Annotated in this window: 14 protein-coding genes; 2 read left to right on the forward strand and 12 right to left on the reverse strand. The window is 59.7% G+C overall.

Annotated features, from left to right (window positions below; genetic code table 11):
• Positions 1–2 precede the first annotated feature (2 nt).
• From AVZ66_RS14460 to AVZ66_RS14500, 9 genes are all read right to left on the reverse strand, one after another.
• Entirely contained in the window at positions 3–2,126 is a 2,124-nt protein-coding gene (locus tag AVZ66_RS14460; protein ID WP_058984868.1) for an ABC transporter ATP-binding protein, read from the reverse strand.
• Entirely contained in the window at positions 2,123–3,043 is a 921-nt protein-coding gene (locus tag AVZ66_RS14465; protein WP_157575699.1) for an ABC transporter permease, read from the reverse strand. Before AVZ66_RS14465 ends, AVZ66_RS14460 begins: the two co-directional genes overlap by 4 nt.
• Entirely contained in the window at positions 3,043–4,026 is a 984-nt protein-coding gene (locus tag AVZ66_RS14470; RefSeq protein WP_058984869.1) for an ABC transporter permease, read from the reverse strand. The genes AVZ66_RS14465 and AVZ66_RS14470 overlap by 1 nt, the downstream gene beginning before the upstream one ends.
• A 15-nt stretch (positions 4,027–4,041) precedes the next feature.
• Entirely contained in the window at positions 4,042–5,763 is a 1,722-nt protein-coding gene (locus tag AVZ66_RS14475) for an ABC transporter substrate-binding protein (RefSeq protein WP_231727196.1), read from the reverse strand.
• Positions 5,764–6,326: 563 nt separating this feature from the next.
• Positions 6,327–6,989: a helix-turn-helix domain-containing protein gene (locus AVZ66_RS17185; protein WP_058984870.1), complete on the reverse strand. Its 663-nt coding sequence runs from the start codon at positions 6,987–6,989 to the stop codon at positions 6,327–6,329.
• 228 nt (positions 6,990–7,217) lie between these two features.
• Complete coding sequence (locus AVZ66_RS14485) at positions 7,218–8,294, reverse strand: isocitrate/isopropylmalate dehydrogenase family protein (RefSeq protein WP_058984871.1); 1,077 nt, start codon at positions 8,292–8,294, stop codon at positions 7,218–7,220.
• A gap of 280 nt (positions 8,295–8,574) precedes the next feature.
• Positions 8,575–9,807 carry an MFS transporter gene (locus tag AVZ66_RS14490; RefSeq protein WP_157575700.1) on the reverse strand — a complete coding sequence of 411 codons (1,233 nt, stop codon included), beginning with the start codon at positions 9,805–9,807 and terminating at the stop codon, positions 8,575–8,577.
• A 99-nt stretch (positions 9,808–9,906) separates the two neighbouring features.
• Positions 9,907–12,072: an acetate--CoA ligase family protein gene (locus AVZ66_RS14495; RefSeq protein ID WP_058984872.1), complete on the reverse strand. Its 2,166-nt coding sequence runs from the start codon at positions 12,070–12,072 to the stop codon at positions 9,907–9,909.
• Between the two features lie 190 nt (positions 12,073–12,262).
• Positions 12,263–13,117: a CoA ester lyase gene (locus AVZ66_RS14500; protein ID WP_058984873.1), complete on the reverse strand. Its 855-nt coding sequence runs from the start codon at positions 13,115–13,117 to the stop codon at positions 12,263–12,265.
• A gap of 78 nt (positions 13,118–13,195) precedes the next feature.
• Between AVZ66_RS14500 and AVZ66_RS14505 the strand changes: the two genes are divergently transcribed.
• Complete coding sequence (locus AVZ66_RS14505) at positions 13,196–13,957, forward strand: class I SAM-dependent methyltransferase (RefSeq protein WP_058984874.1); 762 nt, start codon at positions 13,196–13,198, stop codon at positions 13,955–13,957.
• Between the two features lie 30 nt (positions 13,958–13,987).
• Here AVZ66_RS14505 and AVZ66_RS14510 read toward each other — a convergent pair whose 3' ends face one another.
• Positions 13,988–16,147 carry an ABC transporter ATP-binding protein gene (locus AVZ66_RS14510; protein ID WP_058984875.1) on the reverse strand — a complete coding sequence of 720 codons (2,160 nt, stop codon included), beginning with the start codon at positions 16,145–16,147 and terminating at the stop codon, positions 13,988–13,990.
• A gap of 343 nt (positions 16,148–16,490) precedes the next feature.
• Positions 16,491–16,814: a hypothetical protein gene (locus AVZ66_RS14515; protein ID WP_058984876.1), complete on the reverse strand. Its 324-nt coding sequence runs from the start codon at positions 16,812–16,814 to the stop codon at positions 16,491–16,493.
• A 138-nt stretch (positions 16,815–16,952) separates the two neighbouring features.
• Between AVZ66_RS14515 and AVZ66_RS14520 the strand changes: the two genes are divergently transcribed.
• Positions 16,953–17,873 carry a helix-turn-helix domain-containing protein gene (locus AVZ66_RS14520; protein WP_058984877.1) on the forward strand — a complete coding sequence of 307 codons (921 nt, stop codon included), beginning with the start codon at positions 16,953–16,955 and terminating at the stop codon, positions 17,871–17,873.
• 32 nt (positions 17,874–17,905) lie between these two features.
• On the opposite strand, the gene AVZ66_RS14525 is transcribed toward AVZ66_RS14520, so the two are convergent.
• On the reverse strand, positions 17,906–18,319 hold the full coding sequence (locus AVZ66_RS14525) for a helix-turn-helix transcriptional regulator (RefSeq protein WP_058984878.1): 414 nt from the start codon (positions 18,317–18,319) through the stop codon (positions 17,906–17,908).
• Between the last annotated feature and the right edge of the window lie 203 nt (positions 18,320–18,522).

Genomic DNA, 18,522 nt, shown 5'->3' on the forward strand with positions numbered 1-18,522 from the left:
GATTACGCCTCCTCGACCGACTCCTCAACCGGCTCTCCATCAACGCTTTGGACCTCCTGCCCGGCGCGTTTGCGAGCGTACTGTGCCAGTAGTTCGCTCTCGACGTCCTCGACCGGGAAGTGGCAGGCTGCTTCGTGGTCGTCGTCTTTGAACGCGGATCGTTCGGGGTTAGTCGTCCGGCATTCCTCGCTGGCTTTCGGGCACCGCGGCGCGAAATTACACCCCTCAGGGAGGTTGACCGGGTTGGGTGGTTCGCCCGGTAACAGCACCCGCTGACGATCGATGCTGGGGTCTGTTTTCGGTGATGCAGCCAGTAGCGACGCTGCATACGGGTGTTTGGGGCTTTCGACAACTTCGCGGGTGTCGCCGGTCTCGATGACGCGGCCGAGGTACATCACCGCTAACCGGTTGGCGATCTGCGTGAGACTAGCGAGGTCGTGCGAGATGTAGACGATGCCGATGTCGCGCTTGTCAGCCATCTCTCGCAGGATATTCAAGATGTTTGCCTTCAGCGACACGTCTAGCATCGATGCGGGCTCGTCGCAGATGAGAAGCTTCGGCTGCAATACAAGCGCCTGCGCGATGGCAACGCGCTGGCGCTCCCCACCGGATAGTTGAGCGGGCACCTGGTCGAGATATTTCTCGGGCGGGTTGAGACCAACGTCGGAGACGGTTTCTCGGACCCGTCGGTCGATGGTCTCCTTGTCGTGGCCCTGAATCTTGAGCGGTTCGGAGACGGCATCCTTGACACGCTGGCGTGGGTTCAGCGAGTCAAACGGGTCCTGGAAGATGAACTGTACCTGCGAGCGGAACTTCTTGGTGCTCTCCTCGAGCAGGTCGTCGACAGGCGTACCGTCGACGTAGATATCTCCGCCAGTCCGTGGTTGAAGTGCTGCGATGACTTCGCCCAGTGTGGACTTGCCACACCCTGACTCTCCCGCAACGCCGAGAATTTCACCTTCACGGACTGTGAGGTCGACACCGTTGACGGCCTTGACGTAGTCCGGCTCGGCGCCGCGCAGGTCATCGAAGATGGACTGGGTCTGTTTGAACCACTTTTCCAGGTCCTCGGTCTCGAGGATGACATCCCCCGCCTCACGGGACGTTTCGTCGTCTTGCTCCGTCTCTATGCCCCACGTCTCGGGGTCAGTGGCTGCCTCACGCATGTCGTCGGCTTCTTCGGGGTAGTAGCAGGCCGATAGCTGACTGCCGTTCGCGGTCAACGGCGGGTGCCCCTCTTCGCACTCTTCCGTCGAGAACGGGCACCGGTTGCGGAACACACACCCGGTCGGCTCCTCCGTCAGGTCAGGTAGTGAACCTGGGATAGAAATCGCCTGCTTGTCGAATTCGTCGACCTCCGGGAAGGCGTTCTGTAGCCCCATCGTGTAGGGGTTGGTCGGGTTCGTGAACACGTCGTAGGTCGCGCCCTGTTCCATCACCTTCCCCCCGTAGAGAACCGACACTTCGTCACACGTTTCGGCGACGACCCCTACGTCGTGGGTGATGAGTAGCATCGAACTATCGACTTCGTCCTGAATTTCTAGGAGCTTGTCGATGATCTTGTCCTGAACGATAACGTCTAGGCCAGTCGTCGGCTCGTCGGCGATGATGAGGTCTGGCTCGAGGGCGAGCGCCATCGCAATGGTGACGCGTTGACGCATTCCGCCAGAGAACTCGTGGGGGTAGTCGTTCGTCCGCGCGGGGTCCAGACCGACGATTTCGAAGACCTCGTCGACACGCTCGTTGGCCTCTGCTTTGGAGACGTCCTTGTGTTTCCGGATAGCCTGTCGGATCTGCGCACCGACGGTCATCACGGGGTCCAGTGAGTCCATCGCACTCTGTGGGATGTAGGAGATCTCTTCCCACCGCACGTCCTGCCACTCCTTCTCCGACAGATCGACCAGCTCGCGGTCTTTAAACTGGACGCTGCCCGCTTGGACTTCACCGTTGTCGTCCAGCAGACCGAGAATGGTCTTCGCGATGGTCGACTTTCCGCATCCGGACTCGCCGACGAGGCCGTAGTTGTCCTGTTCGCCGATGGAGAAGGAGACATCGTTGACGGCGTGGATGTCCTTCTCCGACGTTTCGTACGTGATCTTGAGGTTGTTGACTTCGAGTAGCGTCATTCTTGCTCCGTTTGCAGATCCGGATTGACTAGTTCCTCGAACGCGCGGCCGACTAGGAAGACGGCGGTCGTAACGGCTGCAATACCGAGGGCTGGCGGGAGGACCCACCACCACGCAACCCGCATCGCACCTGCGCGGAAGACCTGCTCGAGCATCCGCCCCCAGGAGGTCATCGTCGGGTCACCGAAGCCGAGGAACGCCAGCGACGCGCCAGCAACAATCGACCAACCGAACGCGTAAGCGGTGTAGAGGAACCCGATACCGAGCACGTTCGGGGCAACGTGCAGGAACATCGTCCGCATGTGCCCCGCGCCTCGTGCTCGCGCGGATTTGACGAAGGTCCGCTCTTTGACGGTCATGACCTCGGATCGGATGACCCGTGCGGGCATCTTCCAGAGGAAGACGACGAGCACGGCGGTGATTAGCCAGATGTTCGGGGAGACGAACGAGAGGATGACCAGCGCCATCGGTAGGAACGGGAGCGCGAACGTCAGGTCGGTCAGCCGCATCAGCACCTCGTCGACACGGCCACCGAAGTACCCGCTCGTGAGACCCACGAGGAAGCCCAGCACGCCGGTGCCGATGCCGCCGAACAGCCCCACAATTAGCGTCGGGCGTGCACCCGCGAGGAACTGGCTGAAGATGTCCTTCCCGTAGGACGTCGTTCCCATCGGTGCCTTCGCGGTAGGGCTTTCGAGACGCATCATCGACCCACCGGAGCGCATCGTATGCTCGATGGGATGATGGGGTGCCAGATACGGGCCGAACAAGCCAATAAAGACGAACGCCATGATGATGGCGAAGCCGATTTTGGCTGAAGTGTCTTCGAGAACCACTCTCAAAGTACTACCAGCCCGCGACAGTTCTTCTCGAAGGCGATCTTTCGCGGTTTCGACGTCAAGTGCGTATCCCAACATTAGACATCACCTGCTTCGACGGTCGGATCCAGTTTCGCGTAGGCGATGTCCGCTGCGAGGTTCATCACGATGACAGCAAGCGCCATGATGAACACCGCGGCCTGCACCGTCGGGTAGTCCTGGTTGAGGATCGCTTGGACGAGCGCCCGACCAATACCCGGCCATGCGAACACCACTTCAAGCGTGATGACGCCCTGGAAGAGCATCCCGGTCCGGAGCGCGAAGTACGTCACGAGCGGGAGCAGCGAGTTGCGCCCGGCACGAGCTAGCTGTTCCATCTCCGACAGGCCCTTGGCCCGGTGGAGCTTGAGGAACTCCGAACCCTTGCGCTCGACGACGGAGTTCCGCGCGAGCATGAGGAAGTCCCCGCTGTAAAACAGCACCGTGGCCGTGAACGGGAGGATGTAGTGCTTCAGGAAGTCAATCGAAATGTACGTGTTCGTCAATCCCTTCGGGTTCGCGATTGGGCTCCGCATTCCGAACGCTGGGAACCAGCCTAACCCGTAGGAGAAGATGATTAACAGGAGGATGCCGGTGACGAAAATCGGGGTGGCGCGGAAGAACGTCGTTGAGATGATGCCGACTTTCTCGAACCACGATCCGCGGTTCCAGCCGGCATACATCCCGGCGAGGGAACTTACGACTGCGGTCGTTACCAATGCGGGCAGGAGCAACACCAGCGTGTTCGTCAGTGCAGGCCCGAGAATCGACCAGACCGGCCGCTGTTGGGTGAGCGAGAGCCCGAACTGGAACGTGAACAGGTTCTGGATGTATTTCAGGTACTGGACCCAGATCGGCTCATCGAGGCCATACATCGCGCGCAGCTCCGCTACCTGTTCCGGTGTTAGTGACCCGGAAGCGACAAGCCCGCTGAACGGGTCGCTGGGCAGGAATCGCAGCGTCGCGAAGATGATACTGACGGCCACCAGGGTCAATAGCGCGGCGATCGCCGTCCGTTTGATTAGGAATCTTCGAAAACTCATGTTGTGCGATGGTGCTTACGAGAAGTCGGGCTGGTCAAGCTCGGAGCGCGTTGCGTGGCCGTGCTCGACGCGCTCGTCGAAGGCCTCCCAGGCGTCACCTTCCGGCCAAACGAGCATGTCGTTGCTGGTGAACGTGTAGCCCGCCTGCTCGAGCATCGTCTTGGCCTGCTCGGGGTTGTATTCGTAGGGCTCGGTCTCCCCGTAGAAGGGCGTCATCAGTGGAGTGAGTAGGTTTTGGCCGTCGATAGCCTGTCCCTGTCCGGAGAGGACGTTGTCGACGAAGCTCTGTTTGTCGAAGGCGTGGCTCAGTGCGACACGGAACGTCTTGTCTCGGAACAGCGGAACGATGTGATTGAGGTGGACGTCTGTGGGAACGTAGTTCCGCGAGGTCTGTTTCTCGACGCCGTCGGCCTGTGCCGCGCGGTTAGCTTGCTGGTTGGAGACCGTCATCCCGATAGCGTCGATGTCGCCAGACTGCATCGCGCCGATAAGCGTCGAGACGTTCCCGACGTTGACCTCGACCATCTCGTCGATGCCGTCGCCGGGGACGAAGTGTTCCTCGCCGACGAGTTCCCGCCGCGTGTCCTCGTCCCACAGCCAGTGGTCGTCGTGTTTCGAGAGGCGCAGCTCTTGGCCCTGCGACCAGTTCTCGAACTGGAACGGACCGGTCCCGATGGGGTTGTCGGGGTTGTACTCGGAAGGATTGTCGACGTCCTCCCAGCGGTGCTTGGGAATGATGGCACTGCGGACAGCGCGCTGGGTGACGAACGAGGCGTCGGGCTCAGTGAGGTTGAACCGCACGCGGCCGCCGCCGCTGGTCGAGACCACTTCGACGCTCTCGATGGTCCGGTAGAACGGGCCCTGCTGGGGCGCAGTGTGCTGTTTGTACTGTTCGACGCTGAACTTGACGTCCTCGGGAGTGAACGATTCGCCGTCGTGCCACGTCACTCCCTCCCGGAGGTCCATTTCGACGGTAGTGTCGTCGACAACCTCGTGGCCGGTCGCCAAACCGGGGACAATCTCCAGTTGTGGTGAGGCGTCATACAGCCCGTCGTAGACGTTCAAGAGGCGCTTCTCTTCCATCCCACCGGTCGACCAGGGGAGATTCGTCCCCTGCATGCCGGCGGTAACGCCTTTGACCCACGTCGTTGAGTCGCCCCGCGGCTGAAGGTTCACCTGCGTCCAGATGAACGAGTCCCGGGTCGTCCCGTTACCGGGCGTGGGGACGTACCCTTCCCAGTTTGCCGTGTTGGCGACGTTGATGACGTCGGGGAAGTTTGCGGCGATGATGTAGGCGTCCTCGCTGAGCTTGCGCTGGATTTCGTGACAGATTTCGGCCCGTGCTTGCTGGTCGCCAATCGTCTGGGCCTGCTCGTCAAGCAGCTCAGTGATCTCGTCGTTCTTGTAGTTGTAGTAGTTCCCCCCGGTCTCCGGGTGGGCACGCATCAGGAACGGATTCGGGTCGAGTCCGCGCTGGGGGTCGGGCCCGTGGAGGTTCATCACGACCGGGGCCGGATGACCGATGTCGGCCCGCCAGAACTCACCGTAGCGCGTGCTTGGCTGGACGTTAACGAGATTGGTTGGCACCCCGATGGAGTTGAACGAATCTTGGACCGTCAAGGCGAACTCGCGCATCCACGGCGTCTCCGACTGCGCGAAATGGGTCGTGACCGACGGGACCGACTGGCCCTCGACCGCCGTGTACTCGAACTGGACCGCCTCGTCGTTGGCTGACACACCTTTCGTCTCGACAGGCCACTCCTCCCAGAACCGCGATTCGATGGAGCGACCATCGCCACTGGGCTGGTCATTGCTACTTTGGTTGCCGTTGCCACCGCAGCCGGCTAACGCCGAAATCCCCGTTGCGCTCGCGACGCTGATGAATCGCCGACGCGACACCTCTCCTTTCGTGACTTCGAGCGGTTTTTCTCGCGACATTCCACTCCCTTCTTTCTCCCATACCTGCCTGAACTTGGCCCCGAAATCCGACAATCATCATCATTCTTTATATGGGAATACGTATCATGGCACACCATCGTTCGGATAACAACCCGAATAGTGGGCAACAACCCGCGCCCACAAGTCAGGGCTCGGCAAGCCACACAGTCTCCCCAACAGCGAGTCAATCGAAGCGAACGACCGGTTCGCGGCTACCGAAGCCACCGTCAGGACAAACGAACCGGCGGCCACACGTCTCGGTAATGGTAGCCACCAACAGCAGTAGATGCCGGAATATTCCGCGCGCATGGACGAAACGCTCGTACCGTCACTGGAGACGAGTTACCACAGCACCGGCGAACTCAACCGGTCTCGTTCGTGTCTTGGTCGCCGGAGAAGATCAGGTCAAACAACTGGTTTTCCGCGAGTCGTAGACGTTCACTGAGCGTCGACTGGGCGATGCCAAGTTCGGTCGCGATGTCGTCTGCCGACGCTTGACGTGGCGTTTCAAAGTATCCCAATTCGTGGGCAGTTTGGAGGACGTTTAGCTGATCGCGGGTGAGTTCGTTTCTGACCACGCGGCCGAGCTGGCCACTTCCTAGCGGCGCACCCGTCGTCTCAACCTGATTCACGCTCAGGAGCTCGAATTCCCCGAACTGTTCTTGCAGTTTATCGGCGAGTCGCTGGAAATCGTCCCACTCAGCAACCGTGGCGACACCATTAAAGCAGTCCGGAGTGAGCACTAACCGATTCGGAATTGCCTTCTCTCGCAGAATCAGACCCAGGAGGAATGGATACGGTTCGTGAGCGACCACCGTCAGCCGGTATGCCTGCTGGTCGCTTTGGTCGTCGGAGACCCGCTCGGAGTAGAATAGCTCGACCCGTGAAAGGGATGCCAGCGCTGCCTCCGGATCGAACGTGCTCTCCGAGATAACTAGTAGTGACTCGATCCAGTCGCCTTCGGCGGCGTAAAAGGCGTTCTCGAACTCGATACGCCGTATTTCCGGGATTTCTGACGCGAGCAGGTCAGCAACCCCGGACCGCTTCGTCTCAAATTCGATGCGAAGAATATTGAATCACCCTGGCTCACCGCTATCGCTCCCGTTCTCACGACGTACAATAAATCTATTCAATTATTATTACAAATACAACAGAACCATCTCGTCAACCGGCGCCGACTGACCTCTACAGCATCCAGAGGGAGCCCACCAGCCGATTCCGGAAACTTCCACTTCAGCAGACCTTTCGCCGGATTACAGGCGCGATTGCAGGTCTTTGATGGCCGCCTCAGTTCCCGCGTCACCGCCGAGGTCTGGGGTCCGTGGAGCGGACTGGTCAGCCAGCTGGTCGGTGACGGCGCTCCAAAGTGCATTAGCGGCGGTTACTTCTCCGACATCCTCGAGTAGCATCGACCACGAAAGGACGGATGCCAACGGATTCGCAACTCCCTCACCGACGATGTCGGGCGCGCTCCCGTGAACGGGCTCGAACATTGACGGATACTCGTCACCCGGATGGATATTTCCGGATGGTGCGAGGCCCATACTCCCGGTGATTTGGGCGCCGATGTCGGTCAAGATGTCTCCGAAAAGGTTCGAGGCGACGAGGACATCGAACTCGTGAGGGCGCCGAATTAAGTCCATCGAGGCCGCATCAACCAGCAATCGCTCGACAGTCACATCGGGATATTCCTCGCTCACTTCCTCAACGATATCATCCCAGAACACCATACTGTGGGCCTGTGCGTTGGATTTGGTGATACTAGTGAGGTGCCCCTCACGTTCGGCCGCCGCTTGGAACGCCGCGCGAACGATGCGTTCTGTTCCCCGTCGGGTAAACAGCGCTGACTGAATCGCCGTCTCATGATTGAGGGAACGGTGTTCGCGACCTCCAATATCGGCGTATTCGCCTTCCGTGTTTTCCCGGTAGACTACGAAGTCGATTTCGCCGGCTTCGTATCCCTTGAGTGGACTCTCGATACCTTCAAAAAGGACGTTCGGCCGCTTGCAGACGTATTGGTCGAGTCCTTTTCGGATAGGCAGCAAGAGACCGTGGAGTGTCACGTGGTCGGGGACCTCGGGGTGGCCAACGGCTCCCAGAAAAATCGAATCGGCGTCGGCAAGCTGAGAGAGTCCGTCCTCAGGCATCATCTCCCCATGTTCGAGGTAATACTCGGTCCCCCAGTCACGCCGGATAATATCGAATTCGAACCCGTAGTCGTCGGCCACATCCCGGAAAAGCGGGAGGGCCGCGTCAACGACTTCCGGTCCGATGCCGTCGCCGGGAATCAGTTCGATGTCGTACGTCGTTGTGGTCTGGTCTTCGGTCATGATTGTCTGGCAGCAGTCGGTCGTTCGTGCGGCACGATTCTTCGGGGCTGCAGACTGCAACGCCCACCGAATACCGACGTCACCGGATGACAGTGGACATGGTCCTCCATCAGCGGCAAGACCATGTCCCGATGTGGGCGCTGGATTTCATCGGGCCTCGACTGCATCGCTTGTCGGTCAAGGCTCGCCGTGGCGAAACAGTCCGGCCACGTTTCGCCAGCACGGTTCGTGTATGGAACTACGCACGGCGTATCTATGGGGGAAATCGCGCTCTCCGCCATCAGTCGACCACCCACAGAATCACCGTCAGTATAGTCGCGATGCAGAGTATCACCGCCAGGACACCGAACGCCACTCGGAATCCACGCACATCGGAGAGGTATCCCACTGCTGCGGGCCCAACAGCGCCTGCGGCGACTAACAGCGTCCGGACCACTCCAAGAGACCCCTTCGCGATACTCTCTGGAAGCACAGTAACTAGGTAAGCGCCACGTACTGGCCGATATCCGTGAGCGCCGATGCCGAGCACGATTACCGACGCTCCGAGGCCGATTGCCCCTGTGGTGCCCGACAGCACGACGAGGGCGACGAGTCCCGCCGTCGCAGTGACAAGAGTCCCCACAACGAGGGGTAAAACGCCGACACGGTCGCTCGCTTCTCCAGTAACCAGCTGGACCAGACTGACCGCGAAAAGACCGCTGAACAACAGATTAGCGGTTACCGATGGCAGGTTTCCCGCGCCCATGAGATACAGTGGCAGGAAAGCCACGAGACCGTTGTACACGAACGAGAACAGAATCGTAACAATGACGAACGCCGAAAACTTCGGCCGGCGGAACAAGTCGACGTACTCTCGAAACTGGGGCGAGCCGTCACTCTCAGTGGCTGCGGGCTCTCGCTCTAGGTGACGTGGCACGCGGATGAGGAACGCGAGAGCGACCACCAGGGCTGCGAGACCACCCACCAAAAATAATGTCCGCCACGGGGCTCCGAACACCCCCGGCAAGGAGGTCGCGGCCACGACTGCGGCAGGCGCTGCGACGCCGGCGAGACTACCGACCGTATCGAAGACACCCAGCGATCGTCCGGTTTCCGTGGGGTAAATCCGCGATAGCAACTCAATTGCGACGGTCTTGTAGGTCCCTGTTCCGGCACCGACGAGTAACATCGCGCCCGCCAACACTGCGAACGGCGCATTCACCACCAGTGCGAGCCCGCCGATCCCAGTTACGACGCCACCGGCAGTAATGACGTCTACTGAACCCGACCTGTCAGCGATGAACCCCGATGGGAACTGCATCGCGGCGTACACGAGCATAAGTCCCGTGAACGCCAGGCCGAGATCAGTCCGTGAGACGTCGTATATCGTTTCGAACTGTCCAAACAGGGGCGGGAACGCGTATCGCAGGAATTTCCCGAGGAACCACACGAGCGCGGTCAGCGCCAGCGCGTCGTAGCGACGGAAGCGAGACAACGAACCGAGTCGTCCCATCGTGACATCATCGCTCGTCATAATCCAAGTAAGTGGTCTCGCCCGTCGGTGGTCGAGACGCAGAGCTGTCCGTTCGCGTCCGACGTTCGCCGGTAGTCGGTCGGGACTTGCATTGATGCTCTACTCACGAGTCCGGATGAGAGCGTCCACAGCCACGGGCCCATTCTCGGTGACGACGACCGGGTTGAGATCCAGCTCCGCGATTGTGTCGACACTGGCCGCCAACTCACCGACACGGGTGAGGAAGTCGACGATAGCATCGACAGATAGCGCGTCACCCTCACGGCGGTCCCGGAGGAGCGACGCCAGCGCTGTCTCTTCAACGGCTGCTCTTGCATCAGCCCGTGAGAATGGGGGCACTAGTGTGGCACTCTCATCGAGCGCCTCCACGAGAACACCGCCTGGACCGACAGAGACGAGCGACCCAAACACCTCGTCGGGCGCGATGCCCGTAATCGCCTCAACGCCGTCGTCGACCATTGGTTGGACAAGCACGCCCTCGATATCGTCCTCCTCGACGGATGCCAGTGCAGCATCCATCACGTCTTCGTAGGCAGCACGGACGGCTTCAGCCGAGTCGACGCCGAGCCGCACGGCGCCGACATCAGTGCGGTGGGGGAGTGCCGGCGAGTCGATTTTGAGCACGACCGGGAATCCGACGTCCTCAGCTGCTGCGACCGCCTCCTCGACATCGGTTGCCAGATAGGTTTCGACGACCGGAATGTCGTAGCTGTCCAGCAAGCGTTTGGATTCTTGCCATGTGAGCACTCGACCACGCGGCACGTCGACGCTCATAGCGGTCTCGCGCGCGTCGACGACCAGATCAGTCCGTGACGGCTGGTTTGTCAAGTGGGTCTGTGCAGTGACAAAGTCGACCGTCGACGCGAGCGCATCCAGACAGCGGCTGGGGTCTTCATAAACGGGCATCGATTCACGGAGACGTGCGTACGGCGGTGTTTCCGTCGGCTTATCGGGTTCCTTGCGTCCGGTCCAGAGCACGTAGACGGGGTCGTCAGCCTCAGAAGTGATCGTTGCTAGGTCATCGGCGATGGTCTCCGCACGCTCGTCGACGCCGGGCAGCCCGATGGCGAAGACGTAGGCGTCGAACGCGTCGTCGTCGAGCACGGCATCGGCAATCTCAGGGAGAACGTGAGCGCCATAGCCGCGAATATCAGCAGGGTTGTTGAACCCGCCGTACGTCAGCAACTCCTCGATGTTCAGGAGCTGCTGTTCAGCTTTGCCATCGATATCCGGAAGGGCGAGGTTCCGTTCGGCGGCCATATCGGCCAACAGGCTCGCAAGCCCACCACTGGTTGAGGCGATACAGACCCGGTTCCCGTCGGGGTCGTCGTACGCAGTGTGGGCGCTTGCGCGCGCCAGCAGGTCGGGGATGTCGGGGACGCGTTCGACGCCCGCCTGATTGAATGCCGCTGTCCAGCCGTCGTCATCGCCGGTGAGCGACCCGGTGTGACTTAGCGTCGCTGCCTCCGCTAGTTCGGAGGCACCGATTTTCACCGTAAGGACCGGCGTCCCGTTCCGAACGGCGTGTTCCGCGACTCGCAAGAATCGTTCGGGTTCGTCGACTCCTTCGATATACGTACAGACGACGTCGACATCGTCTTGCTCAGCGAGATAGGCGACGTAGTCAGCAGCCGTAAGGTCGACCTCGTTGCCGGTCGAGACGATGTGGCTGAAGTGGACGTCACTGTCGGCTGCGCGCTCGAAGAACGTCGTAAACGCTAGGGCGCCGGATTGGCTCACGAGACCAATCCCGCCAGGTTGTGGTTCCCGCGAACATGTTGCTGTCAGCGTCGCGCCCTCGCTGGCCATGACGCCGATACAGTTCGGCCCGACGACCTGAATCCCGGTTTCGGTCGCCGTGGCGGCCAGCTCTGCTTCGAGATCGGCGCCCGTGTCGTCGGCTTCGGCGAATCCCGCGGTAAGAACCAGTGCGGCGGGGACCCCCCGATTTCCTGCGGATTCAACGACATCTACGACGTGTTCTCGTGGGACGCTGACAACTGCTAGATCGACTGTCTCGGGGACGTCTGCGATGTGGTCATAACATTCCCGGTCCCAGACTTCGTCTCGTCCGGGGTTGACCGGATAGAGCGTCCCGTCGAACCCGTACTCAAGCAGGTTCTCCACGAGGTTCCCGGAGTAGAATGAGTCAGGGCTTGCGCCGACGACCGCAACCGACTCGGGGTCAAACAGCGGATCCAGCTCAGGAATCGACACCGACCCAGTAGACGGACTCCCCGCATCATCCGTTTCGTCGCTCAACATACTATCGAGTTCCCCTCTTGAGGGTAATATCATACTCCCGAACCGGGTCAATCACATTCATGCTTTATACCCGGGGTAATGTCTGGCCGTTGCGCACGGTCGAGCCGAACAATTCGGCGAAAACGTGGGATAGCCCTATGGAGTCAGATTCAGCAACCTATGGGAGTAGCAACGACAAGGAGTGTGCGAGTCAGCGAACCCCTGCAGCGTCGGCCCGATCGAGGATCGTCCGTGCGCGGTCAACAAGGGGCGGATCGATCATCTGTCCCTCGACGGTGAACACACCGCTGTCGGCTTCGTCGGCACGCTCTTTGCCTGTAATCACTTTCTCAGCCCACTCGACCTCGTCGGGGGCCGGTGTGAACGCGTCGTTGATGACGTCGACTTGATCGGGGTGAATGGCCAGTTTCCCATCGAACCCGAACTCCATGACTGTCCCGGTCTGCTCGCGGAGCCCATCAGTGTCGTCAATATCTGTGTAGACGGTGTCCAGTGCGTTGACACCGGCCGCACCTGCAGCAGCGACGACACGCTGGCGAGCGTACAGTGACTCCGTTTTCTCATCGGTGACAGTTGCCCCAATATCGGCCGTGTAGTCCTGGTCGCCGTAGGCGATAGCGACGACGCTTGGTGCAGCCGCGATTTCTTCTGCAGCCACCAGTCCCGCGGCCGTCTCAATCAGTGGGATGACATCGACCGATGCTGCGCCTACGTCTGTGAGGTGGCTCGTTAGCGTCGCAACCGTTTCAGCGCGGTCGACTTTCGGGAGAACGACGCTGTCAGGGAGTGACTCGCCATCCCGAAGTACACTGTTGACATCTTGTAATCCATCGCGGTTCACGGGATTGATCCGGACGCTAATCGAGGGCGTGGCATCGTCCAGTGCATCAATCGTCTCGCGGACAGCCTGACGAGCGTCCTCACGTGCTGCTGGCGCCACAGCGTCTTCGAGGTCGAATATTACCGCGTCAGCCCCTGAATTAACCGCCTTCCGCATCATCTCTGGTTCGTCACCTGGACAGTATAACAGCGAACGCTGGACCATGAGTAGGAGTCACATAGGCAGCAAGAAAAACCCTATCGCCACCCGAATGGCTTTGACAGCTTGGCTGAATGCGAACATATGGACGACGGAACCGAGCAGAAGCGGTCAACAGCCGCGCTGTTCGACGAACAGGCCGCAGCCTATCTGGATAGTCGTGTCCACCGAGTCGGAGACGACCTCGACCAGCTGGTTGAGTGGGTCGGCGCCGCTGATCGCGCATTAGATGTCGCCACGGGCGCGGGCCACACCGCCGGCGCACTTGCTGAAGGCGGGGCCAATCAGGTTGTTGCGGCTGATGCTGCACCGACGATGGTCGCCACGGCGACGCAAGCGTTCCCCGGTGACATCGGCGTTATTTGTGATGCCGAACGGTTGCCGTTCGCCACAAATTCGTTTGACGCGGTGACGTGCCGTATCGCTGCACACCATTTCCCCGAACCGACGGATTTCGTGGCGGAAGTGGCTCGAGTCCTCAAACCTGGTGGAACGCTTGCCTTCGAGGACAACGTCGCACCCGACGACGAGGTACTCGACGACTTTCTCAACCGCGTCGAGCGAATCCGTGATCCGACGCACGTCCGTTCGCATCGCGTTGGCGACTGGCTCCGCTGGTTCGAGACTGCAGGCCTGACTGTCGAGGCTTCACGCGTTGTCACGAAGACGCTCGATTACGACGAATGGGTCGCGAATGTCGACTTGTCCACTGAGCGGCGCAAACGCCTCGAGGCTGCCTTCGCCGATCGGCCCCCCGAAGCAACTGAGGCGTTTGAAATCACGGACACAGACGATGGGATCGAGTCATTCGCGAACCTCAAACTGCTGGTTCGCGCGACCCGCTAACGACCGACGCTGTAGCGGTGAACTCTCCCGTCAGTCGTTTTCGATTGGATTGTCGATCTGTGCGTGGTTTTCGTCGAGGGGGTCCTCATTCGGGTGGAAACACGCCGCTTCGTGGTTCTCTCCGACCCACGTGTCGAGTGTGGGCTCCTCGCTGTAACATCGGTCAGTGGACTTCGGACAGCGTGAGGCAAACCGACAGCCAGTCGTTCTCGTCGCGGGGCTAGCTGGCTTCCCCTCAAGGGTGACCCGATCACGGGTCCCGCGCGGGTCCATCTCCGGAATTGCTTCCAGCAACGCCTCCGTGTACGGGTGTTTTGGGCTTGTGAAGATTCGTGCTGTATCGCCCCGCTCCACGAACTGACCGAGGTACATGATTGCCAGACGATCGGCGATATAAGAGAGGCTGGGCAGGTCGTGGGAGATGTACAGGACGCCGATCTCTTCTGTGTTGACCAGTTCCCGGAGGAGGTTCAGTACATCTGCTTTCAGCGAGACGTCGAGCATCGAGGCGGGCTCATCACAGATCAACAGGTCGGGGTCGATAACTAGCGCTCGTGCAAGCGCCACTCGCTGGCGTTGTCCGCCGGAGAGTTCGTCCGGGTATGCGTCTAGATAATGCTCGGCTGGCGCCAGGCCGACGCGTTCAAGCGTTTCTTTGATGGCCTGTTCCCGTTCGTCGAGGCGGTATCCGTGGATTGTCAGTGGTTCCTTGACGAGTTGTTTGACCGTCATGCGGGGGTTCAGGGAGTCGTATGGATTCTGGAAGATGACCTGAACTCGCTCGCGGAACGACTGGAGGTTCCCATCCTGATAGTGGTCGTGAGAGTGCCCGTCGAACGTGAATGTACCCGCGCTGGGCTCCTCAAGAAGTGCCAGTGTCTCTGCGAGTGTCGATTTCCCGCAACCGGATTCACCGACGATACCGAGGATTTCGCCACGCGCGACCGAGAACGACACATCATCGACGGCACGAACGCGTGTTTCTGTGCTGTCGAAGACGTCACGGAGGACATCTCCCTGGCGTTCATACGCTTTCCGAAGTGTATTTGCGACCCCGGTAATCGACGGTGACCCCCCCTCCAGGGGAAGCCTGCCGAGGAGGGAACTGTTGTTCTCGTACCACTTGGTCAATCCTTCAACTTCAAGGAGGACCTCGCTGTTGCTGGCCCCTGCTTCGTGTTCAGGACTTCCCCACGTTGATGGGTCGTCAGCCCGTTTTCTCATTCGGGTCGCACGTTCAGCGTGGTGGCAGGCAACTCGCTGGTTTCGATATGGAAGCTTCTCCAGCTGCGGCTCTGTGGTCTCACACTCTTCGTCCGCAAAGGGGCATCGTGAGTTGAACGCACACCCAGTAGGGGCCTCGTCAAGCATCGGCGGTTCGCCGGACATCGAGATTAGCTCGTCGCTATCGGCGTCCTGTGCAGGATAGGCCTGCTTGAGCCCCATTGTGTACGGATTCGATGGATTGAGCAGGACGTTATCCACGTGGCCTTGCTCCATGACTTGGCCACCGTAGAGCACGGACATCTCGTCGCAGGCTTCAGCGATGACACTCAGGTCGTGAGTGATCAGGAGGAGCGAGCTGTCCGTCTCCTCCTGAATCTGGAGGATGTTATCGATGATCTGATCTTGCACAACGACATCGAGGCCGGTCGTCGGCTCGTCGGCAATGATTAATTTCGGGTCGAGTGCGAGCGCCATTGCAATAACGACCCGCTGGCGCATGCCCCCAGAGAAGCGATGAGGGTACTCGTCGATCCGTTCGGGATCCAGTCCGACGGTTTCGAATAGCTCACGGGACCGGCGATGAGCGTGCTGTTCGGAGACGTCGCGGTGAGTCTGGATAGCCTGCCGGATCTGCGCGCCGACCGTCATTACAGGGTCGAGTGCATCGATGGCGGTTTGCGGGATGAACGCGATCTCCTCCCAGAGGAAGTCGCGGCGCTCCGCCGCGGTCATCGACCGCAGGTCCCGTCCCTCGAACTCGATCTCCCCGGATTCGATTGCTGCACAGTCGGGTAGCAGCCCCAGAATTGCCTTCGCAGTTGTCGACTTCCCTGACGCTGATTCGCCCGACAGTGCGTAGTTGACGCCGTCCTCGATAGTGAACGAGACACCGTTAACGCTGTGGCGGGGGCCTTCTTCGGTGTCGTAACGGACCACCAAGTCGTTAACGTCGAGGAGCGTCATCTTTGCCCTCCGTTACCGGCTTGTAGCGTCGGAAAGGCTGCCAGAGTTGGGTGGCAGGGGCTGTTTTCCAACACCTCCGTGGAGACACATCCGCATGAGTTCATGCTATATGTGACCAATCAACTGTGCAGGTATATATCCACGGTTCGCCCCATCCGGTATTTTAGTACATGATATCCGAGATACTTGAATTTCGAATAGGTAATGGAGGTGAAGTTACCGTTGGTGTTCTAAGTGTATAGTGGCATTCGACTACCCCTGAGAATAGCCTCTGAAACACCGAAAGATATCCGACCGATCTGATTGCACCAACCTAAGTTTCCCATTATGATAGCAGAGTCCACTACTCGTCCGGGTTGACCGGGCCCTTGTACTGAGAACGAATCTTCTCTCCCTCCCGCCACTGCCAGTAGTAGTAGCGATTGTCGTTGATCTCCTTGATCGTGATCGTCGCTTTAGCAGGGACGTCGTCCGGGAGGTCACTCGGTCGCTCTTCGCCTTCTTCTTGATCTGTGGACTCCTCGAGGCGGGCCTCTCGTTCCTTGTGCTCGGCGAGCGCTTCAGCGTACGTCGCAACGTCTCGGAGCTGCTCCGGGTTCGACTCGTTGAGCGTGTTGACGATCTCCGTCGGGAGGTTCGCCGGTGGGGTCGGGGGTTCGTCGGACATCGGCTACTCTCGTGTTAACCAACACAGCCCACGAATCCATAGTTTTGTTGGTTAATACGATGGAGACAACTCTCGTGCCTGCTGACTGTAACACTACTCGAAACTTCTTTATATACAAGTTTCGTACTATGTTACACCGTGCTCCGGCGTATCGAACTCGAGGTCCTCGCCACAGTCGACCGCGGCGACACGATCTCCGAACTCGCGACGAAGCTCAACCACAGCGAGAGCTACCTCTCGCGTGCCGTCGCCGACCTCGTCGAAAAGGGACTCGTCTACACGGAACGCGACGGCCGCCGAAAACGAGTCATCCCGTCGGATGCTCGCGCCGTCGAACTCTACCGGGACCTCGTCCGCCAGCACTCCCATATCGACTTCCCCGAACTGCTGACGGGCAAGGCACTCGAAGTGCTGTACTACCTCGACCAGCCGCGAACCGTCTCCGAAATCGCTGACCGGAGCAACAACTACCGCAACACGGTCAACCGGGTCCTCAAGCGGTTTCGCGACCGTGGTCTCGTCGGGACCGTCGACGGCCACTACGAGTTCAACGCCGATTTCGACCGCCTTCACGAGTTCGCCCGTGAACTCACACACCAGCTGCATCGCCAGCGCCTCGAAGCCGTCGCCCCGAAGGGGACGATTCTCTGGGAGGACTACGACGAATTCCTCACCCAGACCGAGACGGAGATCGACGCGGAGCCGTTCCACGAAACCGGCCTCGCTCGATTCACGGCCTTCGACCTCCAGTTCCTGCTCACCGGCCATCGCTACTACGTCTACTCCGAGGACCTCGACGCAGTCTCGCCGGCGGAGCTCTGCTGTCACACGCTGCTGATCGACGACGGCAGCCGCTACCGCTCGTACTGTCTCCTCCTGCTCAGCCACGTCAGCGTCGACGAGGCGGACCTCCGAGAGCAGGCGGCGAAGTATGGCCTCGAAGACGATATCGACGCCTTGCTCCGCTACCTCGAGACGCACGGCGAGGTCGACGACGACCGACTCCCGGAGTGGGACGAGTTCCAAAAGCTGGCGGCTGACTACAAAATCGAATCCTGATTAAGTGCTAATTTGGGGCGAACTGTCGGGAGTTACGCTTCTTCCGGTCGGGGAGCGTTCTCGTATTTGACCATCTTCTCAGGCTTGTCTGAGAGGGTGTCGTAGATCTGCTGGAGCGTCTCCTCTGCGGCAAGCAGGTTGTGGTCGTCGAGGAATGCCCGTCCCTTTTCGGTGAGTCCGTAGAACTTCCAGGGGTAGCCCTGTCGGCGCTGGTCATCGTTTAGGGCGACTTCTTTGACGATGCCGGCGTCGATGAGCTTCTGGATGTGCTTGTAGACGGTTGCGTCGCTGACGCTGGGGTTGAGCTCCTCAAGCTCGTACATCGAGGGGAGTTGCTCGGGGTGCTGGAGGATGTTGTTGATTAGCGCGAACCGCGTCTGTTGGGTGACGAAATGGACGAGTTCCCGGGATTCCATCTCTTCACCAGTCCCCAGATCGGTGCTCATACAGTACGATACACGTTCTGGCACCAAGCAGTTTACCCATGAGTAAATCACCTCACAGTAAACTATACGTATATAAGAGTATGGTCTCGAGACGTTATTGATTACTCAGGTTTAACCAACTTCTCGAGCAAAAATGCAGGATGTTGGTTAAGATATTATGGGGTTGAAAGCCAGGCCGAGAACGAAGGCGTTCAATCATGGCG

The organism is Halobacterium sp. CBA1132 (assembly GCF_001485535.1).
Classification (GTDB): Archaea; Halobacteriota; Halobacteria; order Halobacteriales; family Halobacteriaceae; genus Halobacterium.

Bases quoted from the DNA above. Each gene is read 5' to 3' on its own strand.
- AVZ66_RS14470 (WP_058984869.1), bottom strand. From the start codon at position 4,026: ATGAGTTTTCGAAGATTCCTAATCAAACGGACGGCGATCGCCGCGCTA.
- AVZ66_RS14525 (WP_058984878.1), bottom strand. From the start codon at position 18,319: ATGAGCACCGATCTGGGGACTGGTGAAGAGATGGAATCCCGGGAACTC.
- AVZ66_RS14495 (WP_058984872.1), bottom strand. From the start codon at position 12,072: ATGTTGAGCGACGAAACGGATGATGCGGGGAGTCCGTCTACTGGGTCG.
- AVZ66_RS14510 (WP_058984875.1), bottom strand. From the start codon at position 16,147: ATGACGCTCCTCGACGTTAACGACTTGGTGGTCCGTTACGACACCGAA.
- AVZ66_RS14485 (WP_058984871.1), bottom strand. From the start codon at position 8,294: ATGACCGAAGACCAGACCACAACGACGTACGACATCGAACTGATTCCC.
- AVZ66_RS14490 (WP_157575700.1), bottom strand. From the start codon at position 9,807: ATGACGAGCGATGATGTCACGATGGGACGACTCGGTTCGTTGTCTCGC.
- AVZ66_RS14515 (WP_058984876.1), bottom strand. From the start codon at position 16,814: ATGTCCGACGAACCCCCGACCCCACCGGCGAACCTCCCGACGGAGATC.
- AVZ66_RS14465 (WP_157575699.1), bottom strand. From the start codon at position 3,043: ATGTTGGGATACGCACTTGACGTCGAAACCGCGAAAGATCGCCTTCGA.
- AVZ66_RS14505 (WP_058984874.1), top strand. From the start codon at position 13,196: ATGGACGACGGAACCGAGCAGAAGCGGTCAACAGCCGCGCTGTTCGAC.
- AVZ66_RS14500 (WP_058984873.1), bottom strand. From the start codon at position 13,117: ATGGTCCAGCGTTCGCTGTTATACTGTCCAGGTGACGAACCAGAGATG.
- AVZ66_RS14460 (WP_058984868.1), bottom strand. From the start codon at position 2,126: ATGACGCTACTCGAAGTCAACAACCTCAAGATCACGTACGAAACGTCG.